Source organism: Actinomadura alba (genome assembly GCF_014323705.1).
In the GTDB taxonomy this organism is placed as follows: domain Bacteria; phylum Actinomycetota; class Actinomycetes; order Streptosporangiales; family Streptosporangiaceae; genus Actinomadura_C; species Actinomadura_C alba.
Genome location: NZ_JABVEC010000024.1, coordinates 55,780 through 81,988, shown reverse-complemented (window position 1 = coordinate 81,988; position 26,209 = coordinate 55,780). Strand labels below are relative to the sequence as shown.

At 68.9% G+C, this 26,209-nt stretch carries 24 protein-coding genes and 1 tRNA gene; 19 read left to right on the top strand and 6 right to left on the bottom strand.

Translation table 11 applies throughout. The features are described from left to right. The first annotated feature begins 49 nt into the window (after positions 1–49). The 4 genes from HKK74_RS27355 to HKK74_RS27340 all read left to right on the top strand — a co-directional run bounded on the left by HKK74_RS27355 (position 50) and on the right by HKK74_RS27340 (position 2,881). Complete coding sequence (locus HKK74_RS27355; protein WP_222722787.1) at positions 50–319, top strand: hypothetical protein; 270 nt, start codon at positions 50–52, stop codon at positions 317–319. Between the two features lie 96 nt (positions 320–415). Continuing rightward, positions 416–970, top strand: coding sequence for a type 1 glutamine amidotransferase domain-containing protein (locus tag HKK74_RS27350; RefSeq protein ID WP_187246230.1), 555 nt, complete (start codon positions 416–418; stop codon positions 968–970). A gap of 189 nt (positions 971–1,159) precedes the next feature. After that, positions 1,160–2,596 (top strand): pyruvate kinase, encoded by a 1,437-nt coding sequence (gene pyk / locus HKK74_RS27345; RefSeq protein WP_187246229.1) that lies wholly within the window; start codon positions 1,160–1,162, stop codon positions 2,594–2,596. A 105-nt stretch (positions 2,597–2,701) separates the two neighbouring features. Next, positions 2,702–2,881 carry a hypothetical protein gene (locus HKK74_RS27340; RefSeq protein ID WP_187246228.1) on the top strand — a complete coding sequence of 60 codons (180 nt, stop codon included), beginning with the start codon at positions 2,702–2,704 and terminating at the stop codon, positions 2,879–2,881. 9 nt (positions 2,882–2,890) lie between these two features. Here HKK74_RS27340 and HKK74_RS27335 read toward each other — a convergent pair whose 3' ends face one another. Both HKK74_RS27335 and HKK74_RS27330 read right to left on the bottom strand, forming a co-directional pair. Then, positions 2,891–3,604 carry a helix-turn-helix domain-containing protein gene (locus tag HKK74_RS27335; protein WP_312881819.1) on the bottom strand — a complete coding sequence of 238 codons (714 nt, stop codon included), beginning with the start codon at positions 3,602–3,604 and terminating at the stop codon, positions 2,891–2,893. A 93-nt stretch (positions 3,605–3,697) separates the two neighbouring features. Further along, positions 3,698–3,783 (bottom strand) — tRNA-Leu (locus tag HKK74_RS27330). A gap of 99 nt (positions 3,784–3,882) precedes the next feature. On the opposite strand from HKK74_RS27330, the gene HKK74_RS27325 reads away from it, so the two are divergent. The 6 genes from HKK74_RS27325 (at position 3,883) to HKK74_RS27300 (ending at position 9,876) form a co-directional block, all read left to right on the top strand. After that, positions 3,883–4,491 carry an ANTAR domain-containing response regulator gene (locus HKK74_RS27325; RefSeq protein ID WP_312881818.1) on the top strand — a complete coding sequence of 203 codons (609 nt, stop codon included), beginning with the start codon at positions 3,883–3,885 and terminating at the stop codon, positions 4,489–4,491. A 307-nt stretch (positions 4,492–4,798) separates the two neighbouring features. Next, entirely contained in the window at positions 4,799–5,953 is a 1,155-nt protein-coding gene (locus tag HKK74_RS27320) for a branched-chain amino acid ABC transporter substrate-binding protein (protein ID WP_312881831.1), read from the top strand. Positions 5,954–6,043: 90 nt separating this feature from the next. Beyond that, positions 6,044–7,009: a branched-chain amino acid ABC transporter permease gene (locus HKK74_RS27315; protein WP_187246224.1), complete on the top strand. Its 966-nt coding sequence runs from the start codon at positions 6,044–6,046 to the stop codon at positions 7,007–7,009. Positions 7,010–7,179: 170 nt separating this feature from the next. Beyond that, entirely contained in the window at positions 7,180–8,310 is a 1,131-nt protein-coding gene (locus HKK74_RS27310) for an ABC transporter permease subunit (protein WP_446678438.1), read from the top strand. Continuing rightward, positions 8,307–9,116, top strand: a complete 810-nt coding sequence (locus HKK74_RS27305) for an ABC transporter ATP-binding protein (RefSeq protein WP_376771561.1) — start codon at positions 8,307–8,309, stop codon at positions 9,114–9,116. The genes HKK74_RS27310 and HKK74_RS27305 overlap by 4 nt, the downstream gene beginning before the upstream one ends. Then, on the top strand, positions 9,106–9,876 hold the full coding sequence (locus HKK74_RS27300; RefSeq protein ID WP_187246222.1) for an ABC transporter ATP-binding protein: 771 nt from the start codon (positions 9,106–9,108) through the stop codon (positions 9,874–9,876). The genes HKK74_RS27305 and HKK74_RS27300 overlap by 11 nt, the downstream gene beginning before the upstream one ends. Positions 9,877–9,986: 110 nt before the next feature. Here HKK74_RS27300 and HKK74_RS27295 read toward each other — a convergent pair whose 3' ends face one another. After that, entirely contained in the window at positions 9,987–10,544 is a 558-nt protein-coding gene (locus tag HKK74_RS27295; RefSeq protein ID WP_187246221.1) for a DUF4352 domain-containing protein, read from the bottom strand. A gap of 381 nt (positions 10,545–10,925) precedes the next feature. Here HKK74_RS27295 and polA point away from each other — a divergent pair, with 381 nt between their 5' ends. The 5 genes from polA to coaE all read left to right on the top strand — a co-directional run bounded on the left by polA (position 10,926) and on the right by coaE (position 19,166). Then, positions 10,926–13,619: a DNA polymerase I gene (polA, locus tag HKK74_RS27290; protein ID WP_187246220.1), complete on the top strand. Its 2,694-nt coding sequence runs from the start codon at positions 10,926–10,928 to the stop codon at positions 13,617–13,619. A 704-nt stretch (positions 13,620–14,323) separates the two neighbouring features. Beyond that, positions 14,324–15,814 carry a 30S ribosomal protein S1 gene (gene rpsA / locus HKK74_RS27285; RefSeq protein WP_187246219.1) on the top strand — a complete coding sequence of 497 codons (1,491 nt, stop codon included), beginning with the start codon at positions 14,324–14,326 and terminating at the stop codon, positions 15,812–15,814. A 129-nt stretch (positions 15,815–15,943) separates the two neighbouring features. Then, a complete protein-coding gene (locus tag HKK74_RS27280) occupies positions 15,944–17,896 on the top strand; it encodes an endonuclease/exonuclease/phosphatase family protein (protein WP_312881817.1) in 1,953 nt (650 codons plus the stop codon). 103 nt (positions 17,897–17,999) lie between these two features. After that, a complete protein-coding gene (locus HKK74_RS27275) occupies positions 18,000–18,536 on the top strand; it encodes a GNAT family N-acetyltransferase (RefSeq protein WP_187246218.1) in 537 nt (178 codons plus the stop codon). A 27-nt stretch (positions 18,537–18,563) separates the two neighbouring features. Then, positions 18,564–19,166 carry a dephospho-CoA kinase gene (gene coaE, locus HKK74_RS27270; RefSeq protein ID WP_187246217.1) on the top strand — a complete coding sequence of 201 codons (603 nt, stop codon included), beginning with the start codon at positions 18,564–18,566 and terminating at the stop codon, positions 19,164–19,166. A gap of 14 nt (positions 19,167–19,180) precedes the next feature. On the opposite strand, the gene HKK74_RS27265 is transcribed toward coaE, so the two are convergent. Beyond that, on the bottom strand, positions 19,181–19,582 hold the full coding sequence (locus tag HKK74_RS27265; RefSeq protein ID WP_187246216.1) for a hypothetical protein: 402 nt from the start codon (positions 19,580–19,582) through the stop codon (positions 19,181–19,183). 88 nt (positions 19,583–19,670) lie between these two features. Beyond that, positions 19,671–20,582, bottom strand: coding sequence for a glycerophosphodiester phosphodiesterase (locus HKK74_RS27260; RefSeq protein WP_187246215.1), 912 nt, complete (start codon positions 20,580–20,582; stop codon positions 19,671–19,673). A 152-nt stretch (positions 20,583–20,734) separates the two neighbouring features. On the opposite strand from HKK74_RS27260, the gene HKK74_RS27255 reads away from it, so the two are divergent. Next, positions 20,735–21,913 carry a sensor histidine kinase gene (locus tag HKK74_RS27255; protein ID WP_187246214.1) on the top strand — a complete coding sequence of 393 codons (1,179 nt, stop codon included), beginning with the start codon at positions 20,735–20,737 and terminating at the stop codon, positions 21,911–21,913. A gap of 7 nt (positions 21,914–21,920) precedes the next feature. On the opposite strand, the gene HKK74_RS27250 is transcribed toward HKK74_RS27255, so the two are convergent. After that, entirely contained in the window at positions 21,921–22,871 is a 951-nt protein-coding gene (locus HKK74_RS27250; RefSeq protein WP_187246213.1) for a glycerophosphodiester phosphodiesterase, read from the bottom strand. Between the two features lie 220 nt (positions 22,872–23,091). Between HKK74_RS27250 and uvrB the strand changes: the two genes are divergently transcribed. The 3 genes from uvrB to HKK74_RS27235 all read left to right on the top strand — a co-directional run bounded on the left by uvrB (position 23,092) and on the right by HKK74_RS27235 (position 26,207). Next, a complete protein-coding gene (uvrB, locus tag HKK74_RS27245; protein WP_187246212.1) occupies positions 23,092–25,209 on the top strand; it encodes an excinuclease ABC subunit UvrB in 2,118 nt (705 codons plus the stop codon). A gap of 224 nt (positions 25,210–25,433) precedes the next feature. Next, positions 25,434–25,844 carry a YbaB/EbfC family nucleoid-associated protein gene (locus tag HKK74_RS27240; RefSeq protein ID WP_187246211.1) on the top strand — a complete coding sequence of 137 codons (411 nt, stop codon included), beginning with the start codon at positions 25,434–25,436 and terminating at the stop codon, positions 25,842–25,844. Positions 25,845–25,889: 45 nt separating this feature from the next. Continuing rightward, positions 25,890–26,207 (top strand): WXG100 family type VII secretion target, encoded by a 318-nt coding sequence (locus tag HKK74_RS27235; protein WP_187246210.1) that lies wholly within the window; start codon positions 25,890–25,892, stop codon positions 26,205–26,207. Positions 26,208–26,209 lie beyond the last annotated feature (2 nt).

The window sequence follows — 26,209 nt, the reverse complement described above, 5'->3', positions numbered from 1 at the left end:
GCGGGCGGGTCACCGGCAAGAACGAGTGAGGTAACGACTACGATGAGTGATGAACGCTCATCGCCGTGACGGGGGTGGTCTGATGCGCGTCCTGCTCGCCCTGGCGGCGACCCTTGGCCTGCTGGGGGGTGCCTGCGCCGGGGAGGCACCCGGGCCCGGCACACGGGGCTGCCCGCAGGCCTGCACCATGATCTACGAGCCGGTGAACTGCCGGTTCGCCAACGGCACCACCATGACGTTCGGCAATCGCTGTGTCGCGGACGCCTACGCCTGCCGGCACCGTCTGCGCATCGTCGGTTGCGGCGCGAAGGCCGATTGACGCGTCACGCGCCGCCTCGCGAGTAGCCGTCCGATCGCCGGGCAGGGCTACCCCCGTCAGCAGCCGCAGCAGCGAGAACGGGAGAGAGAGTCCGACATGACCACCGATATACAGGGCAAGACCATCGCGTTCCTCGTCGCCCCCGAAGGGGTCGAGCAGGTCGAGCTCACCGAGCCGTGGAAGGCCGTCGAACAGGCCGGAGGCACACCCAGGCTGATCTCGACCGACTCGGGCCGGGTCCAGGCCTTCCACCACCTCGACAAGGCCGACACCTTCGCTGTGGACAGCACCGTCGACGTCTCATCGATCGAGGAGTTCGCCGGCCTGGTGCTGCCGGGCGGCGTCGCCAACCCCGACTACCTGCGGATGCAGCCCAACGCGGTCGCGTTCGCCAAGGGGTTCTTCGAGGCGGGCAAGCCGGTGGCGGCGATCTGCCACGCGCCGTGGACGCTCATCGAGGCCGACGTCGTACGGGGCCGCACGCTCACCTCGTGGCCCAGCCTCAGGACCGACCTGCGCAACGCCGGGGCGACCTGGGTCGACGAGGAGGTCCATGTCTGCACCGACGGGCCCAACACGCTCGTCACGAGCCGCATGCCCGACGACCTCAAGGCGTTCTGCCAGCAGACCGTCGAGGTGCTGAAGGGATAGGCTCGACGCGGGCGCGGCCAAGATCCTCGACCAAATCCCGACGGCCCCGGGCGGGTCCGCCGTAGGGCTCCCGACCTCCTCTTTTCTGGTCTAGACCAAACCTCGAGGTCTATACCAATCTGTGAACGTTCGTCGACGATGTCCTGCACAAATCAACGTACCGACCGGTAATTACATAGTGTTGTGCCCGTGAGTCGTCGAGCGAAAATAGTCAGCACCATCGGACCCGCCTGCTCCAGCAGGGAGAAGATCCACGCCCTCGTCGAGGCCGGCGTCGACGTGGCTCGGCTCAACATGAGCCACGGCGAGCATGCCCAGCACGAGGAGGTCCATGGGTACATCCGCGAGGCCTCCGAGGCGACCGGCCGGGGAGTCGGCATCCTCGCCGATCTCCAGGGGCCCAAGATCCGCCTCGGCCGCTTCAGCGAGGGGCCGGTACGCCTGACGCTCGGCGACGAGTTCACGATCACGACCGAGGACGTCCCCGGCGACCGCAAAGAGGTCTCCACGACCTACGCCGGGCTGCCGGGCGACGTGACGGCCGGAGACACCGTGCTCATCGACGACGGCCGGGTCGCACTCGAGGTCGTCGAGGTCGACGGCCCGCGCGTCCGCACGCGCGTCGTCGTCGGCGGCATGGTCTCCGACAACAAGGGCCTCAACCTGCCCGGCGTCGCGGTCAGCGTCCCCGCCCTCACCGACAAGGACGAGACCGACCTGCGCTGGGCACTGCGCCTAGGCGTGGACATGATCGCGCTGTCCTTCGTGCGCAGCCCCGAGGACGCCGACGACGTCTACCGGATCATGGAGGAGGAGGGCGTCCGCCTCCCCGTCCTCGCCAAGATCGAAAAGCCGCAGGCGGTCGAACAGCTCAGTAACATCGTGGCCGCCTTCGACGGCATCATGGTCGCCCGCGGCGACCTCGGCGTCGAGCTCCCCCTCGAGCAGGTGCCGATCGTGCAGAAGCGCGCCATCGAGCTCGCCCGCGAGAAGGCCCGGCCGGTCATCGTGGCCACTCAGATGCTCGAGTCGATGATCTCCGCGCCCCGGCCGACCCGCGCCGAGACCTCCGACGTCGCCAATGCGGTCTTCGAGGGCGCCGACGCGGTCATGCTGTCCGGTGAGACCAGTGTCGGGCAGTACCCCATCGAGTCGGTCGAGACGATGAGCCGCATCGTCTGCGCCGCCGAAGAGACCACCCTGCGCACCTCGCACGCGCTCACCCGCATGCCCGAGACCGTCGGCGGTGCCATCGCCAAGGCGGCGGCCGAGGTCGGCGCGATCGTGGGGGCCAAGGCCCTGGTCGCCTTCACCATGACCGGCGAGAGCGCCCGGCGCCTGTCCCGCTATCGCTCCTCCATCCCCCTGCTGGCCTTCACGGCCGTGCAGAGCACCCGCGGTCAGCTCGCGCTGGTCTGGGGCACCGAGACCTTCACCGTGCCCAGGGTCGACCACACCGACGAGATGGTCCGGCAGGTCGAGCAGGCGCTCCTGGAGATCGGCCGGTGCCAGAAGGGCGACCGGGTCGTCATCGTCGCGGGCTCACCCCCCGGCACTCCGGGATCGACCAACGCCCTGCGCGTGCACCGCATCGGCGACGCGATCGCCCAAGCCGCCCGGTCCTGAGATCGCCCGCGCCCTCCCTACGAGTTCGCAGGAGAGGGCGCGGTACGGGGGTGCGGTTCGGGTCGGTGTATGGACTTCCCGGCCGTGGAGATCCACTATTAGGCCATGGAAGACGAGTCCGGCCGCGTCGCCGACAACGAAGACGCACCGCAGCGGTTCGGGAAGCTGCCGCCGCGCATCCGCCTCGAGGACACCGTGGCTTCGCAGGAGACGCCGCCCAAGCCGGAGGTCATCGGCGACCCACCCGTGGACGCCCGGCACGAGTTCATGATCCGCCACGCCTGACCGCCGGGCTCAGTACTTCGGCCCCACGAACTCGTCCAGCCGCGCCACCGCATCCCGCCGGGCGACCGAGATGGTCTTTCGATTCATGCGCTTCCAGGCGATCCCCAGCCGATCTAGCGCATCGGTGAAGAGTCGCCGGATATCCACAGACTCGTTACAGAAGGTGTAACGCGGGTATTCATACCACCGATCCCCGTCCTTCAGCGGTCGTCGCACGCGGTTGATACTCCGGCAGCCGTCTGACTGGATCAAACCGCGGACGAACTCTTGGGTGTATTGGTCGACGATTTCCCGCTGCCAGGCCATCAACTCGATGTCGCGGGTGTGCTTCATGCCTGGACCGTGTTGTGGAAAAAGGCACGGCATGTGCTTCGACAGTGCGAAGACGACGGTGCACCCGCTCCTTTGGCGGCTGCCGATGGAGTGACCCGGTAGGACGGCTGCCATCACGTCCGCAGCGGCCTTGATAAGACCTGGCCAATCGTCGCTGCAGTAGATGTCCAGCCGGAATACCTCCTTACGGCAGCGGGCGATGTGGCCGTCGCCGAGATAGAGGCCGAGGAGGTAGGCGTAGGAGGCCGTAGCGAGGTCGCGCCCGTCACAGCGCGGACAGTCCCGTTTTCTGCGACGAGTTCCGCGCGCGTCGCGACGGTCGCCTCGTCGCCAGTGCCTGATCGCTTTAACCGAGACGCCGCATATCAGGGCGTTCTGCTGGTCCGGCACTCCAAGGTTCGATAACCGGAGGGCTAGATCTACCGTCGCACGGGGGTACATGCGTACATAGTCTCGTGTGCCACTGACATTTTAGGCGACCACTGGTACCGGGAGCGGGATTCGAACCCGCACACCCTTTCGGGCAGACGCTTTTGAGGCGTCCATGTCTACCGTTCCATCATCCCGGCGCATTCATCGTGACATCATGATAGATGTCCGAGCTTGCCCTCGAGCGTCCAAGTTGGCCCCCCGGGGCAGGCACTAGCGTACCGGGTCCAGGTACGCTCGTGCGCGTGACCGATAGCGCTCGACGAGTAGTGATCGCTGAGGACGAGGCCCTCATCCGTCTCGACCTCAAGGAGATGCTGGAAGAGGAAGGCTACGAGGTCGTCGGCGAGGCCGGTGACGGCGAGACAGCCGTCAAGCTGGCCACCGATCTCAAACCGGACCTGGTGATCCTGGACGTCAAGATGCCGGTCCTCGACGGTATCTCTGCCGCCGAGCGGATCGCTGCGGACCGGATCGCCCCCGTTGTGATCCTCACCGCCTTCTCCCAGCGCGAGCTCGTCGAGCGGGCCCGGGACGCCGGGGCGATGGCCTACCTCGTGAAGCCGTTCACCATGGCCGACCTGATCCCGGCCATCGAGATGGCGGTGAGCCGCTATCAGGAGGTCAAGGCGCTGGAGGCCGAGGTCGGCTCGCTCCAGGAGCGGCTGGAGACGCGCAAGCTCGTGGAGCGCGCCAAGGGGCTGCTGCAGTCGGCGCACGGGTGGACCGAACCGGAGGCCTTCCGCTGGATCCAGAAGACGTCGATGGACCGCCGGCTCACGATGCGGGCGGTCGCCGAGGCCGTGGTCGCGGCCCCCACGGACAACGGCGACGGCGACATGCGGTGAGCGGCCGGCCGAACCGGAGATGTTCAGGGCCTACCGGCGTTTCGCGGTGTCGGGTAGGGTCTACGGACTCAACCTTGGCGTCATGGGCCCTACCTGCTGGTTTGTCTGGCCACGGACTAGTAACGAAGGAATAACCCTTCGGTTTTTGAGCTACTACTTCGGGCGATCCGGTCGATGTACTACGGACTGGACCCGGGTGAAGGTTCCATGAAACCCGGGACATGTCTTGATACCTGATCCTGGCGGATCCGGACTTGAAAGGTTGGCGATCTTGCGGCTCAACAAGGTTCGCATCGGCGCGATCGCTGTGGGGGCGGTTCTCGCACTGGGCGTAAGTGCGTGCGGTGGTGGAGACGACGATTCCTCGTCCGGTGGTGGGGGTGGCGACGCCGCCAGTTCCGTGACGATCGGGTTCATGGGTGACTTGACGGGTGAGAACTCCGGCATTGTGATCCCGCCGAAGCAGGGCGCTCAGCTCGCCATCGACGAGTACAACGCGACCAACCCGAAGACGAAGATCACTCTCAAGGAGTACGACAGCCAGGGCAGGCCGGAGCAGGCGACGCCCCTGGCGAAGACGGCGATCACGCAGGACAAGATCGTCGGCCTCATCGGCCCGGCGTTCTCCGGTGAGTCCGCGCAGGTCGGCCCGGTCCTCGAAGAGGGCAAGGTTCCCAGCATCTCGCCCTCGGCGACGAACGCGAAGCTGGCCCAGAACGGCTGGAAGTACTGGCACCGGGTCATCGCCAACGACAACGTCCAGGGTGCGGGCATCGCGACGTTCATCACCAATGGGCTGGGCGCCAAGAAGGTCTTCGTCATCGACGACGCCTCCGAGTACGGTAAGCCGCTCGGGCAGACCGTGAAGCAGTCGGTCGAGAGCGGCGGAGCCACGACCTCCGTGGACTCCATCGACGCGCAGGCCTCGGACTACGGCTCGACCGTGAACAAGGCCAAGGCCTTCGCGCCTGACGCGATCTTCTTCGCCGGCTACTACGCCCAGGGCGGCAAGCTGCTCAAGCAGCTGCGCGAGGGTGGCGTCGACGCCCGGTTCCTGTCGGGTGACGGTTCGCTCGACGCCGGCCTGGCCAAGGGCGCGGGTGGCAAGGTCGCCGACGGCTCGGTCATCGGCTGCCCCTGCCTGATCGACCCGGCCGGCGAGGCCAGCCCGGCGAGCAAGAAGTTCGCGGACGCCTACAAGGCCAAGTTCAACAACGACGCGGCGATCTACGCCGCCGAGGGCTACGATGCCGCGACCGCGTTCATCACCGCGATCAAGGCCGGCAACACCACCGCCGAGAAGATCAACGCCGCTCTGTCGTCGGTCGACGTCGCCGGCGTCGGCAAGCAGGTGAAGTTCGGCTCGAACGGTGAGGTCACCGCGACGGACGTCTTCGTGTACGAGGTCAAGGGCGACACTCTGCCGCTGCTGGGCAACGCGAAGGAAGCCAAGCTCGGTTAACGTCCCGGTCCTAACGGCGGGGATCTTTGTACGCGCAGGAGCGGGAGCGCGCAGGATGCGCTCCCGCTCCTTCGACGAAGGCGACTAAAGGTGCTCCAAGGCTTTATTGATCAATTTTGGCCGTCGACCATCGACGGCCTGGCGCTGGGCTCGATCTACGCGCTCATAGCGCTCGGCTACACGATGGTTTACGGCGTCCTGCGGCTCATCAACTTCGCGCACTCCGAGATCTTCATGATTGGGACCTTCGCGGCGCTGGCCACACTGCACGGGCTCAGCCTGTCGCCGGTCGGAGGTTTCTCGCTGGTCCTGCTCGTGGCGGTGCTCGCGCTCATAGCCGGGGCGGTCTCCGGCGGCAGTGCGGTTCTCCTCGAGTTCATCGCCTACCGGCCGTTGCGCCGTCGCGGCGCCTCCCGGTTGGCGGCGCTGATCTCCGCGATCGGTGCGTCGATCTTCCTGCAGCAGCTCTTCGCCAGGGTGGTCATCCCGTGGTGGTTCGACCTGCCGAAGGAGAAGGGCCCGCTGCCGATCCAGGAACACTTCGTCGAGCGCTCCAACGTGATCGCCATCGGCGACTTCGTGGTGAGCATCGACAAGTTCCTCATCTTCGCCGGCGCGATCATCATGATGTTGGCGCTGGACCTCCTGGTGAACCGCACCAAGCTCGGCCGGGGCATCCGCGCCACCGCGCAGGACCCCGAGACCGCGGTGCTGATGGGGGTGAACATCGACCGGATCGTGACCGCGACGTTCGCGATCGGCGGTGCGATGGCGGGTGTGGCCGCGGCGCTGTTCATCATGCGGTTCGAGGAGACCAACTACTTCGTCGGGTTCCTGCTCGGCATAAAGGCCTTCACGGCGGCGGTGCTCGGTGGCATCGGCAACCTGCGTGGTGCCTTGGCGGGTGGCCTCGTCCTCGGTCTCATCGAGATGTACGGCTCGAGCATCTTCGGGTCCGAGTGGCGGGACGTCGTCGCCTTCAGTGTCCTGGTCCTGGTCCTCATGTTCCGTCCCACCGGCATCTTCGGTGAGTCCCTCCAGCAGGCGCGCGCATGAAAACAAACGAGAGTACGAGAGAGCGTACGAACGGGAGCCCGACGGTGACCAATGGCCGGCCCTCGTTCGCGGCGCTGACCCCGCGGGCCCGCGATCTCGCCGGTCGCCTTCCCGCGGCGCTGAGGGCGCCCGGGCTGCCGCTCGCCTTTCCGTTCGCGGTGCTCGGCCTCGTGGCCGATCTGTTCCGCGACTGGTGGGGCCGGCAGACCGGGTACGTCCGGTGGGCGATCTACGGGCTGCTGATCGTGGGTGCGCTCCTGCTGCCATCGGAGCAGGTCGGCGGATTCATGTCGCCGTACAGTGACTGGGCCCAGTTGCTGTTCTTCCCGATCGGCGGTTACATCCTGCTGGCCATCGGGCTCAACGTGGTGGTCGGTCAGGCCGGTCTCCTGGACCTCGGGTATGTGGCGTTCTTCGCCATCGGCGGCTACACGATGGCGGTGTTCGGCACCAAATTCGGGTGGAGCTTCTGGGAGATCCTGGTCCTCGGCGTTCTGCTGTCGGCGCTGTCCGGGGTGATCCTCGGTGCGCCGACGCTGCGGCTGCGCGGGGACTATCTGGCGATCGTGACCCTGGGCTTCGGTGAGATCATCCGGATCGCCGCGCGGAACACCGACTACATCGGCGGGCCGAACGGCATCAGCGGCATCCCGCATCCGCCCACCCTGTCCGAGTGGACCGTGCCCGAGTCCGAACCGTTCACGACTCTGGGCTTGGCCGGGATCGCGCCGTTGAAGTACGGCGCGCTGGACGGCCGGCCGTACTACTACCTGATGCTGGCCGCCATCGTCGTCACGATCATTTTTGTGAAGCGGCTGGAGAGCAGCCGGGTGGGCCGGGCGTGGGCGTCGATCCGCGAGGACGAGGACGCCGCCGAGCTCATGGGCGTGCCGACGTTCAAGTTCAAGCTGGCCGCGTTCGCCATCGGCGCGGCGATCGGCGGTGCCGCGGGTGTGATCTACGGCTCGCAGGCGACGTCGATCATTCCTCGGAACTACGAGTTCATCATCTCGGCGACGATCCTGGCCGCGGTGGTGCTCGGCGGGTCGGGGAACCTTCCCGGGGTCATGCTGGGGGCCTTCCTGGTCGCCTGGATTCCCGAGCGGATCCGTGGCCTGCAGGAGTACCGGATTCTGGTGTTCGGCGGCGTGCTGGTGCTGTTGATGATCTTCCGGCCCGAGGGGCTGCTGCCTTCGCGCCGGCGAAAAGCCGAGTTGGCCGAAGGCACCGGGGGGATGGGCAGTCTCGGTGCCGAGGTCGGGGGCCCGACGACGCACGCGGCTGCCGAGGTGGGCAAGTGAGCGAGACGAAGGAGGCCCCCGCCGTGGGCGAGGGACGGCCGATCCTCGAGCTGAGCGGGTTGACCATGCGCTTCGGCGGCGTGGTCGCGATCAATGGGCTCGATCTGACGATCAACCAGGGTGAGATCTTCGCGTTGATCGGCCCGAACGGCGCGGGCAAGACCACGGTGTTCAACGTCGTGACGGGCGTCTACCGGCCGACCGAGGGCTCTGTGGGGTTCAGCGGTCACCGGATCGACGGCAAGAAGCGATTCGCGGTGACGAAGCTCGGTGTCGCCCGGACGTTCCAGAACGTGCGGCTCTTCCACAACATGACCGCGCGGGAGAACGTCATGGTGGGTGCGGACGCCCACCATCGCACCGGGTTCGTCGGAGCGGCGCTGGGCCTTCCGTGGCACCGGCGCGAGGAGCGGGACGGCCGGGCCAAGGCCAAGGAACTGCTCGACTTCGTCGGTGTCTCGCACCGGATGGAGGAGTCGGCGAAGAATCTGCCGTACGGCGACCAGCGGCGGCTCGAGATCGCGCGGGCGCTGGCGACGGATCCGAAGCTGCTGCTGCTCGACGAGCCGGCCGCGGGAATGAACCCGGCCGAGAAGATCGAGTTGCAGGACCTGATCAAGAGGATCCGGGACACCGGCCGGACCGTGCTGCTCATCGAGCACGACATGAGCCTCGTGATGGGGATCAGCGACCGGATCGCGGTCCTCGACTTCGGGCAGAAGATCGCCGAAGGGCTGCCGGCGGAGGTCCAGAACAACGCGCGGGTCATCGAGGCCTACCTGGGAGCGCCGGCCGATGCTTCTTGAGATCAACGACATTCATGTCCACTACGGAAAGATCGCCGCGCTGAAGGGCATCTCCCTCGAGGTCGACGAGGGCGAGATCGTCACGTTGATCGGTGCCAACGGCGCCGGTAAGACGACGACGTTGAAGACGATCTCGGGGTTGCGGCCGCTGTCGGCGGGCCGGATCACCTTCGACGGCAAGGACATCAGCCGGCTGGCGGGGCACAAGCGGGTGCTCGCCGGGATCGGTCAGTCGCCCGAGGGTCGGGGGATCTTCCCGGGGATGTCCGTCGCGGACAACCTCCACATGGGCGCCTACGCGCGCAAGGGGGATCTGTCGAAGGAACTGGCCGAGGTGTACGAGCTGTTCCCGCGGCTGGCCGAGCGCAAGGGCCAGGCGGGCGGCACGATGTCCGGTGGCGAGCAGCAGATGCTCGCGATCGGGCGGGCGTTGATGGCCAAGCCCAAGGTTCTGTTGCTGGACGAGCCGTCCATGGGCCTGGCCCCGATGCTCGTGCAGCAGATCTTCTCGATCATTGAGAAGATCAATGAGCGCGGAACGACCGTGCTGCTGGTCGAGCAGAACGCCCAGCAGGCGCTCCAGATCGCCCATCGGGCCTACGTGATCGAGACCGGGCGGATCGTGAAGAGCGCCGCGGCCGTGGATCTGCTGGACGATCCGGAGGTGCGGGCCGCCTATCTGGGCGGTGACCTCGGTGAGCCGGAGTCCATCGCCGCCGATGAGCCCGCTGCGACCGCGGACGGTCCGGCGAAGGACTGACGGCCGGATCGGGTCCCGCAGTCGCTTCGTACGGCGGCCGCGGGGCCCGTGCGCGCTGCGGGCGGCCCGTTCCGGCCTCGGCCCGCCCCGGGCTATGGGGACGGGCGCGTTCAGGAGAGGGCGATGTCGACGCCGGGCGGGTCCGAGGTCGCGCCGACGGGGGGTGTGCCGACGAGCCGGAGCGCCTTGACCCGGTCGCCGGGCGGGATGTCGTACCAGAGGTCGAGTTCGATGCGGACCGCCGAGCCGACGTCGATCGATTCGGGCTGCCGTTTGATGAGCATGGCCTGCCAGTCGGGCGGGTGCGTGGCGTCGTCAGTGGTGATCAGGAGCTGTTTGGCGGTGTTGAGGGTCTGGGTGGTCCTGCCACGGTTCTCGGTGACCAGGCGGATCCGGACGAACTGCCCTCTGGGGCGGACGTCGGCGTGGCTGCCGACGAGCTCGGGCATTCGGGTGCGCAGGCCGATGGGCGTGAAGGCGAGGTCGCCGCTGCGCACGGTGGTGCCGCGCAGGGCCTTCTCGCCGTCGCGCACCGGGCGTGCCGGGAGCTCGTAGGTGGGTGTGGGGGTGGCCGTGGCCTTCGACGGCCCGTCGCCGGACGAGCACGCCGTGAGGGTGGTTCCGGCCGCCAGCATGATGCCGGCGGCGGCCAGGATCCGTCGTCGCATGGCGTGACGGTAGGTCGAAGGGGATCACGGGCGGAAGGGCCCGGCGGATTCCGCAACCGAAATGCGACCGGCTATCGGCGTTTGCCGGTTGCGCGGGGCAGGTCGGCCGGGCAGGGGAGTGCGGGCGCGCAGCGGCCCGGAACCGCCTTTGGGGCCGCACGCGCCTTCCCCGGGCGCGTACGTTGTCTACTCGGCGGTCCCGGGCCCTTGGCTCCACGCTAGTGGGCGACCGCCGTCGCCGCAAAGAATGCGGGCTTCCCGCATGGCGGATTCCGGACATCGATACCGGGCCTTCGTGGAACGGGCGCGGGGCCGCGTGGTTCGCGCGCGTCCTGCGGCGGCGTGCCGGAAACCGTCGTACCGGGCGGCTAGAGTCACAGGGTGGCGACCAACCGACCGACCCCTGACAAAGACCGGCTGCTTCTGCTGGACGGGCACTCCCTGGCCTACCGGGCGTTCTTCGCACTGCCGCTGGAGAACTTCTCGACGACCACGGGCCAGCCGACCAACGCCGTCTACGGCTTCACCTCGATGCTCATCAACGTCCTGCGCGATGAGCAGCCGACGCATCTCGGGGTTTGTTTCGACCGGTCCGAACCCACGTTCCGGCACGAGGCGTACGTGGAGTACAAGGCGGGGCGGCAGAAGACCCCGGACGACTTCCGCAGCCAGGTGAGCCTGATCTTCGAGGTGCTCGACGCGCTGCGGATCCCGCGGCTGTCGAAGGCCGGGTTCGAGGCCGACGACCTCATCGCGACCCTCGCGACCCAGGCGGGTGAGCTGGGCATGGAGACGCTGATCGTCACCGGTGACCGTGACGCCTATCAGCTGGTCACCGACGGGGTGACGGTGCTCTACCCGCGCAAGGGCGTGTCCGATCTGGTGCGCACCACGCCGGCTGTGGTGGAGGAGAAGTACGGCGTGCCGCCGACGCGTTACCGCGAGCTCGCGGCGCTGGTCGGCGAGACCAGCGACAACCTGCCGGGTGTGCCGGGGGTCGGGCCCAAGACCGCGGCCAAGTGGCTCAACCAGCACGACGGGCTCGACGGGCTGGTCGCCCATGTCGACGAGATCAAAGGCAAGGCGGGCGACAGCCTCCGCGAGCATCTCGCGCAGGTGCTCCGCAACCACCAGATCAACAAGCTGGACTGCGAGGTCGAGCTCGAGCTGACGCCCGACCGGCTGACGATCGGGCAGTGGGATCGCGAGGAGATCCACTCGCTGTTCGACACCTTGCAGTTCCGGGTGCTGCGCGAGCGGCTGTACGCCACGCTGTCGACCGTCGAGCCCGAGGCCGACGAGGGCTTCGAGATCGAGCTGGCGACCCCCGGGCCGGGCGAGGTCGCCGAGTGGCTGGAGCGGCACGCGCGCGGCGCCGGCCGCATCGGGGTCGCGGTGTCGGGCACGTGGGGGCGTGGCACCGGTGAGCTGACGGGGCTGGCGCTGGCCGGGCTGGCCGGGCCGGCGGCCTATCTCGACCCGGCCGAGTTGATCGAGGAGGACGAGCGGGCGCTCGCCGGCTGGCTGGCCGACGCCGGGCAGCCCAAGGCGATGCACGACGCGAAGGGGCCCATGCTGGCGTTCGCCGCCCGGGGCCTGACGCTCGCCGGGGTGACCAGTGACACGGCGCTCGCCGCCTACCTGGCGCTTCCCGGTCAGCGGTCATTCGACCTGGCCGACCTGGTGCTGCGGTATCTGCACCGGGAGTTGCGCGAGGAGACGGGCACCGGTGGGCAGCTCACCCTCGACGGCTCGGGTGAGGAGGAGATCGCGCACGACCTGGCCGTACGGGCCCGTGCGGTGGCCGAGCTGGCCGACTCCCTCGACAAGGACCTCGAGCGCCGGGGCGCCGTGCGGCTGCTGCACGAGGTCGAGCTGCCGCTGGTGGGGGTGCTCGCGGACATGGAACGCACCGGCATCGCGGTGGACAACGATCATTTCGCTGCGCTGTCGTCGTCGCTCGGCGGGCAGGTGAAGGCGGTCGAGGAGCTGGCGTTCTCGGCCGTGGGACATGACTTCAACCTCGGCTCGCCCAAGCAGATCCAGCAGGTGCTCTTCGACGAGCTGGGGCTGCCCAAGACGAAGCGGACCAAGACCGGTTACACCACCGACTCCGAGGCGCTGACCAACCTGCTGGTGAGCGACGGTCATCCGGTGCTCGAGCATCTGCTGCGCTGGCGCGAGGTCGCCAAGCTGAAGAGCATCGTCGACTCGCTGATCCCGATGGCCGACGACGCGGGACGCATCCACACGACGTTCAACCAGCTGGTGGCGGCGACCGGGCGGCTCTCGTCCACCGACCCGAACCTGCAGACCATTCCGATCCGCACGGCCGAGGGCAGGCAGATCCGGGCGGGGTTCGTGGTGGGCGAGGGCTTCGAGTGCCTGCTCACGGCCGACTACAGCCAGATCGAGTTGCGGATCATGGCGGATCTGTCGGGTGACGAGGCGCTGATCGAGGCGTTCACCTCGGGGGCCGACTTCCACACGATCACGGCGTCGCGGGTGTTCGACGTGCCGCCCGAGCAGGTCGACGGCGAGTTGCGCAACCGGATCAAGGCCATGAACTACGGCCTGGCCTACGGTCTGTCGGCGTTCGGGCTGTCCCAGCAGCTGCGCATCCCGCCCGACGAGGCGCGCCAGCTGATGGAGGAGTACTTCGAGCAGTTCGGCGGGATCCGGGACTACCTGCGGGACGTCGTGGCCAAGGCCCGGCAGGACGGTTACACGGAGACGATCCTCGGGCGCCGCCGGTACCTGCCGGATCTGACCTCCGACAACCGGCAGCGTCGTGAGATGGCCGAGCGGATGGCGCTGAACGCGCCGATCCAGGGGTCGGCCGCCGACATCATCAAGGTCGCGAGCCTGAACGTCGACCGTTCCCTGCGGGAGCGCGGGCTCACGTCCAGGATGCTGCTCCAGGTCCACGACGAGCTCGTGTTCGAGGTGGCCGAGGGTGAGCTCGACGCGCTGCGGGAGCTGGTGAGCGAGCAGATGTGCGGGGCCTACGAGCTGCGCGCGCCGCTCGTGGTGTCGATGGGCACCGGCCGCACGCTGCAGGACGCCGGTCACTGAATCACTGAACCGGGGGCGGAGCCGCCGGCCGGTGAGCCGCGACGTCACCTGGCACCGTCGTTCCCGTCCGCTGTCGAACCTTTACCCGGGACCGGCCTAGGCGGGCCGTGCCCGGGGTAATGATCTTTGTGAGGGTTTCATCCGGTTCGGGGGACCGGCGGAACGTGGTCGAGCCGGCAGGTCCCCGACAGGGCAGGGGGAGTCGTGCCGAACCTACACATCCTCGCCGGTCTGGTGATCGTGCTCGCCGTGATCTACGGGCTGGTTGGGACGGGCGTGGAGTCTCCCGGTCAGCATCGGGTTCCGGGACCGGCCCAGAGCCGCGCGCCTCGGTGAGCGGGCGGAAGAGGCGGCCGGGACGGTCCGCCGCGTAGCGCGGAGAGGTGCTCCACGCCTGCCGCGGCCACGATATAATTTGATCGCACGGGGGTCGGGCGGACCGGAGCAGGGGAGAGGTCTGCCGGTCAGGCGGGTTGTCTTCACGTCTTGCGATTGACCCACGCCGAATGGTCCCATATGCTGATCGCTGCGCTGTGGGTCTGCGCGCACCTCGGACGGAGCAGGCTCGCGCTCGGTCAGGTCGACATCGGAAAGTTACTCGGACGGAGCAGGTTTCCGTCTCCTCCGGTCCTCGGCAGGGACGATAAACGGCCCGCCGCGCATCAACGACACCTACTATGTCCGTATCCGGAGCCAGCCCACACATGACGAGCAGCACCGAGGCCACCTCGACCACCCCGCAGGTAGCGGTCAATGACATCGGGTCCGAGGAAGCCTTCCTCGCCGCGATCGATGAGACCATCAAGTACTTCAACGACGGCGACATTGTCGAGGGCACTGTCGTCAAGGTCGACCGAGACGAGGTCTTGCTCGACATCGGCTACAAGACCGAGGGCGTCATCCCCTCGCGTGAGCTTTCCATCAAGCATGATGTCGACCCCAACGAGGTCGTCAAGGTGGGCGATCACGTCGAGGCGCTTGTTCTCCAGAAGGAGGACAAGGAAGGTCGCCTGATCCTGTCCAAGAAGCGCGCCCAGTACGAGCGCGCCTGGGGCACGATCGAGAAGATCAAGGAAGAGGACGGCATCGTCACCGGTACCGTCATCGAGGTCGTCAAGGGCGGCCTCATCCTCGACATCGGTCTTCGTGGCTTCCTTCCCGCCTCGCTCGTGGAGATGCGCCGGGTGCGCGATCTCCAGCCGTACGTCAGCCGCGAGCTCGAAGCGAAGATCATCGAGCTGGACAAGAACCGCAACAACGTGGTCCTGTCCCGCCGCGCCTGGCTCGAGCAGACCCAGTCGGAGGTCCGGCAGACCTTCCTCAACACGCTGCAGAAGGGGCAGGTCCGCAAGGGCGTCGTTTCCTCGATCGTCAACTTCGGCGCGTTCGTCGACCTTGGCGGGGTCGACGGCCTCGTGCACGTCTCCGAGTTGTCCTGGAAGCACATCGATCACCCGTCCGAGGTGGTCGAGGTCGGCCAGGAGGTCACCGTCGAGGTCCTCGACGTCGACATGGAGCGCGAGCGGGTCTCGCTGTCGCTGAAGGCGACGCAGGAGGACCCCTGGCAGCAGTTCGCCCGTACCCACCAGATCGGCCAGGTCGTTCCCGGCCGGGTCACCAAGCTGGTGCCGTTCGGCGCGTTCGTCCGTGTCGAGGAGGGCATCGAGGGTCTGGTGCACATCTCCGAGCTGGCCGAGCGGCACGTCGAGATTCCCGAGCAGGTCGTCCAGGTCGGCGACGAGATCTTCGTCAAGATCATCGACATCGACCTCGACCGGCGTCGCATCAGCCTGTCGCTGAAGCAGGCCAACGAGAGTGCCGCGGGCATCGAGGAAGAGGACTTCGACCCGACGCTCTACGGCATGCCGGCCGAGTACGACGAGCAGGGGAACTACAAGTACCCCGAGGGTTTCGACGCCGAGACCGGCGAATGGCTCGAGGGCTTCGACGATCAGCGCGAGACGTGGGAGCGGCAGTACGCCGAGGCCCGCACCCGGTTCGACTCGCACCGCAAGCAGATCGAGGAGGCCCGCAAGGCCGAGGCCGAGGCGGCCGGGTCGGGCGGCGGCGGTGGCGGTGAGGGCGAGACGTCCTACTCCGGCGGTGCCGACACCTCCGCCGACAGCGGCGGCGGCGCCCTGGCCTCGGACGAGGCCCTGGCGGCACTGCGTGAGAAGCTGTCGGGCGGTCAGTGAGCTGATCCGCTTGCCGGGCCGGCCGCCTTCGGGCGGGCTCCCGGCAGGTGACTGAGCACCTGCGGCCGGACGACACCCCTTTGCGGGGACGTCGTCCGGCCGCGGTGTTTTCTCCGGTAAGTTCATCGGGTGGTCAAGACCGACATCGGTGTGCGCAAGGAGGGTCCCGCCGGCACCGCGGGGCCCTCGATCGTTCCACAGGGCCCCGCGCGGCTCGTCCTGATCTCTGTGACGATCGCGCTGCTCGCTCAGACGGTGCGGTTCGCGCTGCCGCAGTTCGGCCATTTCGCCGAGGACACGGGAGTGTCGGCCGCCGCCCCCCTCGTCCTCCTGGTGTCCTTGGCCGGGTTCCTCGCCCCCGTGATCCGCCGGCTGGCCGGCGCGCGGGGGCTGCTCATCGTGGGCGTCGGCGGCCTCCTGGCCGTACGTCTGCTCGCGCAGGCGATCTCCCCGCGGCTGTGGCTGGCGTTCGTCGGCGTCGCCGTCGGGATGGTCGCCGTGGCGGCGCTGTACGAGGGGGCGCGTGGTCTGTCGGGGGTCGGCTTCGCCACCGCGACGGTCGGCGGGCTGGCGGTCGACACCGCGTTGCGCATGGCCTTCGCCACATGGGATCCGGTCTGGCAGCCGGGAGTCGGTCCGTGGCTGGCGTGCCTGGGCGTCGTGGGGCTCGGTGTGGCCGCGCTCGCCCGTGAGCTCTCCTCGGGGCCGGTGGCGCCTCCCGGCATCTCCTGGCGCGACGCGCTGGGGGCGGCCGCTGTGGGGCCGTTCCTGGCGCTGCAGGTGCTGATCCTGTCCAGCCCCGCGTTCGTCGCGTCCTCGGGCTGGCAGTCGCTGCACGGCGCGCACGTCGCCGTGATCGTCGGTCAGGGGCTGGCGCTGGCGTTCCTGGCCTCGGGCCTGGCCGTACGGGCCGTGCCCGGCGGGGTGTGCGTGCTGGGCGGCACCGTACTCGGGGTCGGGACCGGCGCGATCGCCGGATCCTTCGCCGTCACCGGCACCGCCGTCGTCGGCGTGGTCATCGTCGGTCAGGTGCTGTCGGCCTGGCTGCTCGCGGTGGCCTGCCGGGCTCCGTTGCGGCGGGCCGGCGCCGGCGGCCAGGTGTGGCGGATCGACGTCGGCGCCGCCGTGGGCGGGTTTCTCGTCGCGGTGCTGCTGCTGACCTATCAGCTCGCCGGGGTCGAGTCGGTCCCGGTGCCGAACAACCTGCTGCCCGGCCTGGCCGGGATCCTGCTCGGCGCGCTCGCGGCCGTGGCCGCCGCGCGGGGCGGGCCGCTGCCGGCGCGGGCACCGCTGCGGGCGCTGACCGCGGGCGCCGCCGCGCTGGTGCTCTTGATCGGCACCCTGGTGTTCAACGCCACCGCTCCCAAGGCGACTCCGGCTCCGGTGAACGCGGGCGAGTTGCGGGTCGTCACCTACAACATCCACAGCGCGCTGAACGGCGAGGGCCGCCTGGATCCCGAGGGGATCGTCCGGGCGATCGAGGCGCAGCGGGCCGACGTCGTGCTCCTGCAGGAGGTGGCCCGGGGCTCGCTGGTGTCGGGCACCACCGACATCGGCGTCTGGCTGTCCCGCCGGCTCGGCATGCACCTGATCTGGGGGCCGGCCGCCGACAGCCAGTTCGGGAACGCGATCCTGACGTCCCGGCCGGTGCGCTCGTCCGGCACCGACCGGCTGCCGACCGGTGACTGGTCGCAGGTCCGCGGCTTCGTATGGGCCCGGATCGGGGTCGGGCGTACCACGGTCGACGTGTGGTCGACCCACCTGGAGGACGGCGGCGGGGAGGGCACCGTTCGCAACGCCGCGATCTCCGTCCTGCTCAAGGCATGGGCCGAGGCACCCCGTACGATCATCGCGGGTGACATGAACGCGGGACCGGGCAGCCCCGAGATCAGCCGGCTGGTCGACGGCACTGGGCTGCGCAGCGCCTGGGTGGACAGCGAGGTGACGCCCACGACCCCCGACGGCGGCAAGATCGATTGGATCTTCGGCACCGACGACCTCATGTTCAGCGAGATCGACGTACGGCCGTCGGCCGCCTCGGACCACTATCCGCTCGCGGCGACGGTCCGGATCGGCCAGTGACCGGCGTTCTCCGGGCGGCGCGGGAGCGGGGAACGGGTCCTCGCCCCCGGGCGGCGAGGCCGGCGCGGCCGGGCGCCCGTGGCCCGTGCCGAGGAGCGCGGCCATGAGCGCCCCGGATACCGGCGACGTCAAGATCACGGCGGCCGGTCCGGGCGACGCGGGAGAGATCCTCACCGTGCAGCGGGCGGCCTATCTGGTCGAGGCCCAGCTCTACGGCGACCCGTTCATCCCGCCGTTGGTGGAGTCGCTCGATCAGATGCGCAAGGTGCTCGGCGGCGATGCCGTCGTGCTCAAGGCCGTCGACGGCGGGCGCGTCGTCGGCGCGGTGCGCGCCCAGTTCAGTGATCGGCTGTGCCTGGTGGGCCGCCTGGTCGTCGTGCCCGACCGGCAGGGCAGCGGCATCGGCACCAGGCTCATGACGGCTCTCGAAGGCGAGGTGACGGGGCGGGTCGACGCCTGCGTGCTGTTCACCGGCCACCTCAGTGACGGCAACCTGCGGATGTACCGGCGGCTCGGCTATGCCGAGACCCACCGGGAACGGGTCGCCGCGCACTTGACGCTCGTGCACATGCGCAAATCGCTCCAGCCGGGGCCGCAGACCGGTCCCGCCGCTTTGCGGCGGTCCGCCCCAGGGCGGTAGCGGGCGGGGGTCGGGTACGCTCGCCCCGTGCTGCGAGTGGGGTTGACCGGCGGGATCGGGTCGGGCAAGAGCGAGGTCTCCAAGCGGCTGGTCGCGCTGGGCGCTGAGCTGATCGACGCCGATCTCATCGCGCGCGAGGTGGTGCGGCCGGGCACGCCGGGCCTGGCCGCGATCGTCGCGGAGTTCGGCGAGGGCATCTTGCTCCCCGACGGGACGCTCGACCGGCCCGCGCTCGGATCGATCGTGTTCGCCGACGACGAGCGCCGCGCGGCGCTGAACGCCATCACGCATCCGTTGATCGCCCGCCGGTCGGCGGAACTACTTGAGGCGGCCGCACCCGGCGCGGTCGTGGTCTTCGACATGCCGCTGCTGGTCGAGAAGGGGCTGGCCGGGCTGCAGGACGTGGTGGTGGTCGTCGATGTGCCGGTCGAGGTGCAGGTGGAACGGCTGATGGAGCGGCGTGGCATGACCGAGGCCGACGCCCGCGCCCGGATCGCCGCGCAGGCCTCCCGTGAGCAGCGCCGCGCGGTGGCCACGCATGTGATCGACAACTCCGGTTCGCTGGAGGAACTGGACAAGCGGGTCGACGCGCTCTGGGCGGAGCTCACCGCCCGGGCCGCCTCGGCCTGAGTGGGCGGCGTGGTTCAGATGGCGGCGGCCAAGGCCTGCGCCTGCGAGACCTGCTGGTGCACCCACTGCGCCGTGTACGGGTCGATGGCGGCGATCCGCGTGGCGTGGTAGAAGCCGCCGGGGCCGTGCACGCCGACCTCGATGAAGCCGTGCACGCGGGATTCCTTGGCGATCAGGAAGAACAGGCTGAAGACGCAGACGAAGAAGAAGCCGATGATCGCGAGGGCGACGGCCCACCCGGGGGTGCCGCTGGTCACGAAGGTCTGGTTGCTGACCGTCCACGTCGTTCCCCGGAGCGGGTAACGGCCGTGCGGCAGGATCACCGAGCTGTTCGTCACCCCCACGTCTCCGATCATGAAGAGCACGGGTTCGTCACCGGCCGGGTGGGGAAACGGGGGTGGGGTCCAGTAGCTCACGCCAGTTGACGATACGCGTCAGGTGGCGCCGTGGACATCCGCCGGCCAGTGCCGGATCGTGCCACCCGAGCGCGTCCGGGCGGCCGGGTCAGCCGCCGTTGACGCTCTGCAGTGTGCCGGGTCGGTTGGTGATGATGCCGTCGGCCCCGTTCTTGAGGAGCCGGCGCATCGTCGAGGCGTCGTTGACCGTCCAGGGCAGGACCCGCATCCCATGCTTGTGCACGCTCTCGACGTAGCCGGGGGTCGCGTTCGCTTGCGGCGGATTGATGTAGTCGGCGTACGTCGCGGCGTCGCTGAGGCTCGCTCGGGAGGGCGTGCCGAGCAGGCCGGTGGGCACGCTGGGCAGCCGGTTGTGGAAGTCGCGGACGAACGGCCAGTCGAAGCTCTGGACGATGACGCGATCCTGGTTCAGCCAGTCCGGGTGCTTACGGAGTTCGCCGGCCACCCGCTCGCCGATCCCGGGATACAGCGACGGCGACTTGACCTCCAGGAGCATGTCGAGCCCGCTGCCCTGCATCTCGCGCAGGGTGCTCGCCAGTGTCGGGACGCGCTGGTCCTTGTACTCGGATCCGTGCCACGAGCCGGCGTCGAGCTTGCGGATCTGCGCGAGGGTGAGATCGCGGACGCGCCACGGGCTCTTGCCCGGGAAGATCTTCTCGGCGTTGGTGGTACGGCCGAGCGTCGTGTCGTGCACCACGACGAGCTTGTGGTCCTTGGTCTCCTGAACGTCCAGCTCGATCACGTTCGCGCCGCGTTCGCGGGCGGCCCGGAAGGCAGCGAGCGTGTTCTCGGGCGCTTGGTCGGACGCTCCGCGGTGGGCGATGTTCAGAACCCGCCTGTCGTCGTCGGACGGGTCCTGTAAGGCGGACCAGGTCAGGGCGTGGGCGGCGTGGTCGGCGTGGGCGGCCGCGGTGGGGACGGATGTGGCTCGGGCCACCGGAACACAGAGGGCGAGGGGCGCGAGGGTCGCGAGGGCAAGAGGTCCAAGCTGCCTAAGCATGAGTGCTTCCTCCCCAAAGAGGGCGGTTTGCCTGTTCCCTCTGACTTTGTGGAGGTTCGGCAGCGTAACGGCAAGCACTCGGTGAGCAGCGGGTGGCCGCTAGGAGTCGGTTCCGTAACCCAGCCGTCGCCGACCTGCTTTACGCTCCCTTTATGCAACTCGATCGGGGGATCGCCTGGTGGCCACGGCGGCGCTCACGGGCGCTCGACATCGCCCTGGCGCTCAGCGCGGCCTGCCTCGACGGCGTCATCACCTGGTTCGCCACCGAGGAGTACTTCCTGCCGGCACCGGTGATCAGCGTGGCCAGCGTCCTGCTGGGCCTGACGCTCGTGGTGCGCCGCCGCTTTCCCGTACTCGTCGCGACGGCCTGCATCGTGGTCGGCACCGCGACCGGAGCCGGCGTGCTGTCCGTCCTGATCGCCTTCTATACGCTGGGCGCCTACGCCGCCTCTCGCCGGGTCGTGTTGATCACCGGCGCGCTGGCGATCGTCAGTGTCGTCGCCCAGCCGGGCCCCGCGCTCGAGACGGGGGAGCCGTTCTGGGTGCTCGTCGTGGTCGGTGTCGTCTTCGTCACCCCGCCCACGCTGCTCGGCCTCTACATGGGCACCCGCAAGCAGCTGGTCGCCTCATTGCAGGAACGCACGGCGCGGCTGGAGCGTGAGCAGCATCTGCTGGCCGAGCGGGCGAGGACCGAGGAGCGCACCCGCATCGCCCGCGAGATGCACGACGTGGTGGCCAACCGGGTGAGCGTCATGGTCGTACAGGCGGGAGCGGTCCGGGCGATCGCCAAGCGCGATCCGCAGAGGGCGGCCGAGGCGGCGGGCGTGATCGGCGACATGGGCCGCCAGGCGCTCGACGAACTGCGCCAGGTCATCGGGGTCCTGCGGCTCGGCGAGAACGCCGCCGCGCTGCCCGCGCCGGGCATCGACGACATCCGGGGGCTGGTCGGCCAGTCCCGCGCGGCCGGGCTCGAGGTCACTCTGACCGTCCAGGGCGACGAGCGCACGCTGCCCGCCGCGATCGCCGGCACGGCCTACCGGGTCGTCCAGGAGGCGCTCACCAACGTTCACAAGCACGCGGGGGCGGTGACCGCCCGGGTGGCACTCCACCATCTGCCGGACGCGATCGAGGTACGGGTCGAGAACGACGCTCCCTCGGCGCGGCCCGACCACGGACTGCCGAGTGGCGGAAACGGGCTGGTGGGGCTGCGTGAACGGGTCACCGCGCTTGGCGGCGTGTTCGAGGCGAGCGCCGGCGCCGGGGGCGGCTATGCGGTCCGTGCCCGGGTCCCGCTGCCCGCAGGATCGGTCGCGGCGCCCCAGAAGGCGTGATCCGCCCTCACGGGCTCCGGGCCGGCCCCTGCGCGAGCACGCTGTGGAGAATGTCCGGCCGGTCGGTGATGACGCCGTCGACGCCATGCGCGATCACCTGTCGCATGATCGCCGGGTCTTGCACGCTCCAGGTGAACACGTCCATGCGCAGCGCGTGCACCTGTGCGACGTACTCGGCGGTCAGGCCGTGGAAGGGCGGGTTGATCTGATCGGCGAACTGCGAGACCCGCGGCAGCCGTTCGGCGGCCGGTGCGCCGAGCAGGCCGACCGGCACCCACGGCAGGATGCCCTTGAGGGCCCGCATGCATTGCCAGTTGAAGGACTGCACGACCAGGCGCCGCTCCCAGCGGTTGGTGCTCAGCCAGTACGGGTGGCGGCGCAGTTCCTCGGCCAGCGCGTGCTCGATGCCGGGGTAGAGTTCGGCGGCCTTGATCTCCAGCAGCAGACCGAGCCCACTGCCGCGCATCTCCCGCAGCGCTTCGCCGAGCGTGGGGACCGGCTCGCCCTGGAACCCCGGGCCGAACCACGACCCGGCGTCCAGCCTGCGGATCTCGGCGAGTTCGAAGTCGGCGACCTGCCACGGGGCCCGTTCGGGGAAGACCTCCTCCACGTTGGTGGTGCGGGCCAGCGTGGTGTCGTGCATCAGCACGAGCTCGTGGTCCCGGGTCTCCTGCACGTCCAGCTCGAACATGTCCGCCCGCTGGGTCCGCGCGAGCCGGAAGGCCGCCATGGTGTTCTCCGGCGCGTACGCGGACGCACCGCGGTGGGCGACGTTGACGACCTTCGCCGGCGCGGCCGGCACCGAGGCGGATACGTGCGCGGGCGTGATCGCCGTCGTGGCCGCGACGGCGGTCGGCGGAGACGGGGGCGGGTCCGGTGCGGCGGTGGCCGGTGCGGCGGTGAGCAGGATCGCCGAGGCGGCCGCCACCACGGCGGCAAGGCGGAATGGTCGGGACATCAGACTCCTCTCCCACGAGGCGATACGTCTTCGATCTACGAGGAGTCCGTCCCCTCCTGATCGAAGATCGTATGACGAGCCGGTGCCGCTCGGTGACCATGCGCTCTCGGTGTGTCAGGCACTCGGTGTTCGGGCCGGGAATGTCACCGGCACCACGTACGGTTGAATCTGGGCCCGGGCCGGCACGTCGATCAGTGCCCGAGGCCGACCAGGAGGAGCAATGCGACCGGTCACCGACCTTCAGCGCCGGGTGGCGCCGTTCGAGGTCGTCACCGAGATGACGCCTTCGGGCGACCAGCCCCAGGCGATCGCCGAGCTGCGTGAGCGGATCGAGCGCGGTGACAAGGACGCGGTCCTGCTCGGCGCCACCGGCACCGGCAAGACCGCGACGGTGGCATGGCTGATCGAGCGGCTGCAGCGGCCGACGCTGGTCATGCAGCCGAACAAGACCCTCGCCGCCCAGTTCGCCAACGAGCTGCGGGAGATGCTGCCGAACAACGCGGTGGAGTACTTCGTCTCCTATTACGACTACTACCAGCCCGAGGCCTACGTCCCGCAGACCGACACCTACATCGAGAAGGACTCCTCGATCAACGACGAGGTCGACCGGCTGCGGCACTCGGCGACGAGCTCACTGCTCACCCGTCGCGACACGATCGTCGTCGCCTCGGTGTCGTGCATCTACGGGCTGGGCACGCCACAGGAGTACGTCGACCGGATGGTGCGGCTGCGGGTCGGCCAGGAGATCGAGCGCGACCAGCTCCTGCACCGCCTGGTGGAGATGCAGTACTCGCGCAACGACCTGGCGTTCACGCGTGGCACCTTCCGGGTGCGCGGCGACACCATCGAGATCATCCCGCAGTACGAGGAGCTCGCCGTCCGGATCGAGATGTTCGGTGACGAGATCGAGAAGCTCGCGACGCTGCACCCGCTCACCGGCGAGGTGCTGTCCGAGGACGAGGAGCTCCACGTCTTCCCGGCGTCCCACTACGTGGCCGGCGCCGAGCGGATGGAGCGGGCGATCGGCGACATCGAGGCCGAGCTCGACGAGACCCTCGCGCTGATGGAGCGGCAGGGCAAGATGCTCGAGGCCCAGCGGCTGCGCATGCGCACGACCTACGACATCGAGATGATGCGCCAGGTGGGCAGCTGCTCCGGCATCGAGAACTACTCCCGGCACATCGACGGCCGAGACGCCGGCACGGCGCCCAACACGCTGCTGGACTACTTCCCCGAGGACTTCCTGCTGGTCCTCGACGAGTCGCACCAGTCGGTGCCGCAGATCGGCGCGATGTACGAGGGCGACGCCTCGCGCAAGCGCACGCTGGTCGAGCACGGCTTCCGGCTGCCGTCGGCGATGGACAACCGGCCGCTGAAGTGGGAGGAGTTCCTCGACCGCATCGGGCAGACCGTCTACCTGTCCGCCACGCCCGGCCAGTACGAGCTCGGCCGGGTCAAGGGCGATGTCGTCGAGCAGGTCATCCGCCCGACCGGCCTGATCGACCCCGAGGTCGTCGTCAAGCCCACGAAGGGGCAGATCGACGACCTGGTGCACGAGATTCGCGAGCGGGCCGACCGCGACGAGCGGGTGCTGGTCACGACGCTCACCAAGAAGATGTCCGAGGACCTCACCGACTATCTGCTCGAACTCGGCATCCGGGTGCGCTACCTGCACAGCGAGGTCGACACGCTCCGGCGCATCGAGCTGCTGCGCGAGCTCCGCATGGGCGAGTTCGACGTGCTGGTCGGCATCAACCTGCTCCGTGAGGGCCTCGACCTGCCCGAGGTGTCATTGGTGTCGATCCTCGACGCCGACAAGGAGGGCTTCCTGCGGTCTGAGACCTCGCTGATCCAGACGATCGGTCGCGCCGCCCGTAACGTCTCCGGGCAGGTGCACATGTACGCCGACCAGGTCACCGCGTCGATGGAGCGGGCCATCGACGAGACCAACCGGCGCCGCGTCAAGCAGGTCGCCTACAACACCGAGCACGGCATCGAGCCCACGGCGCTGCGGAAGCGGATCGCCGACATCCTCGACTCGCTCGCCCGTGAGGACGCCGACACCGAGCGGCTCATCGGGGGTGCCGGCCGGCAGCAGAGCCGGGGCAAGGCGCCCGTGCCGGGCCTGTCCTCCCGGTCCAGGGAGACGGGCAGGCACGCGGCCGACCTGGTGGGGGATCGGCCCCGCGAGGAGATGGAGTCGCTCATCGACCAGATGACGGCCCAGATGCACCAGGCCGCCGCCGACCTCCAGTTCGAACTCGCCGCCCGGCTCCGCGATGAGATCAAGGAGCTGAAGCGTGAGCTGCGCGACATGAAAGAGGCCGGCGTCCGCTAGCCGTCCTGCGATTCCGCCGGCACCGCGGCACCGCGTGGCCGCCCCGGCCGGTCCGCCCTCGTAGACCCCTGCCTTGATGCACGGGCGCCGATGGGCGGTTACGCAACACTTCGCCGTCGGTGAGGTGTTCAGCTTGATTTCTGCGGGGTGCCAGGTAAAACTTCGGTTTGTATAGGGTGAATTCGGGGTCATGGCGCAGTACGCGGGAATCGGGGGCGGGCCGGATGCGGGAGGACCTGCAGGCTCATATCGACGAGCTGATGAAGCAGTATCGCACCAAGCGCTCTCAGCTCCAGGACCTGCAACGGCAGATGGGCTCCGCGCAGGCCACCGTCGAAGCGGCGGACGGCATGGTGACGGTCACGGTGGGCGCGCAGGGCCGGCTGTCGGGCCTGGAATTCGACCCCCGGGTGTACCGGAAGCTATCGCCGTCCGAGCTCGCCGAGTGCGTGCTCGCCGCCGTCAACGAGGCCGCCGCGCAGGTCGGCGATCAGGTACGGGCGGTGCTGGAACCGCTGGTGCCCACCGACACGTCAGATGGCGGCGTGGGCCGAACCGACCTCTCGAAGGTTCTCCCGGAACGCCCGGACGACCTCGACGCGATGAAGGAACGCTACGGGTTGCGCGACAAGTGACGCTGCCGGCGGATTGTCAGTTGAAAAGTTGAAAACAGGTGGGCGATGAGTGAGCTCCGGGTCGATCCGGCGGGGCTGAGACGTTCGGCCGAGGGTTTCACGGAGGGTTCGAAGCAGCTCGGGAAGATCCACGACGCCTTGGACGGCAAGTTGTCCGCGGAGGGCAAGTGCTGGGGCGCGGATGACACCGGCAAGCAGTTCGAAGGGGACTACCTCAAGCACGCCGAGAAGGTCCTCAAGCAGTTCGGCGACCTCAGTAAGAGCCTGACGGAGATCAAGACCGGCCTCGACGAGATGGCGAAGATCTACCAGAAGGCCGAAGAGGGGTCCGTCAGCGCGGTCAAGGGCGTGGGGCGGCGTTAGAG

Bases quoted from the DNA above. Each gene is read 5' to 3' on its own strand.
- HKK74_RS27235 (WP_187246210.1), top strand. From the start codon at position 25,890: ATGAGTGAGCTCCGGGTCGATCCGGCGGGGCTGAGACGTTCGGCCGAG.
- HKK74_RS27255 (WP_187246214.1), top strand. From the start codon at position 20,735: ATGCAACTCGATCGGGGGATCGCCTGGTGGCCACGGCGGCGCTCACGG.
- HKK74_RS27240 (WP_187246211.1), top strand. From the start codon at position 25,434: ATGCGGGAGGACCTGCAGGCTCATATCGACGAGCTGATGAAGCAGTAT.
- HKK74_RS27355 (WP_222722787.1), top strand. From the start codon at position 50: ATGAACGCTCATCGCCGTGACGGGGGTGGTCTGATGCGCGTCCTGCTC.
- HKK74_RS27250 (WP_187246213.1), bottom strand. From the start codon at position 22,871: ATGTCCCGACCATTCCGCCTTGCCGCCGTGGTGGCGGCCGCCTCGGCG.
- HKK74_RS27340 (WP_187246228.1), top strand. From the start codon at position 2,702: ATGGAAGACGAGTCCGGCCGCGTCGCCGACAACGAAGACGCACCGCAG.
- HKK74_RS27350 (WP_187246230.1), top strand. From the start codon at position 416: ATGACCACCGATATACAGGGCAAGACCATCGCGTTCCTCGTCGCCCCC.
- HKK74_RS27275 (WP_187246218.1), top strand. From the start codon at position 18,000: ATGAGCGCCCCGGATACCGGCGACGTCAAGATCACGGCGGCCGGTCCG.
- HKK74_RS27260 (WP_187246215.1), bottom strand. From the start codon at position 20,582: ATGCTTAGGCAGCTTGGACCTCTTGCCCTCGCGACCCTCGCGCCCCTC.
- uvrB (WP_187246212.1), top strand. From the start codon at position 23,092: ATGCGACCGGTCACCGACCTTCAGCGCCGGGTGGCGCCGTTCGAGGTC.
- HKK74_RS27295 (WP_187246221.1), bottom strand. From the start codon at position 10,544: ATGCGACGACGGATCCTGGCCGCCGCCGGCATCATGCTGGCGGCCGGA.
- rpsA (WP_187246219.1), top strand. From the start codon at position 14,324: ATGACGAGCAGCACCGAGGCCACCTCGACCACCCCGCAGGTAGCGGTC.
- HKK74_RS27300 (WP_187246222.1), top strand. From the start codon at position 9,106: ATGCTTCTTGAGATCAACGACATTCATGTCCACTACGGAAAGATCGCC.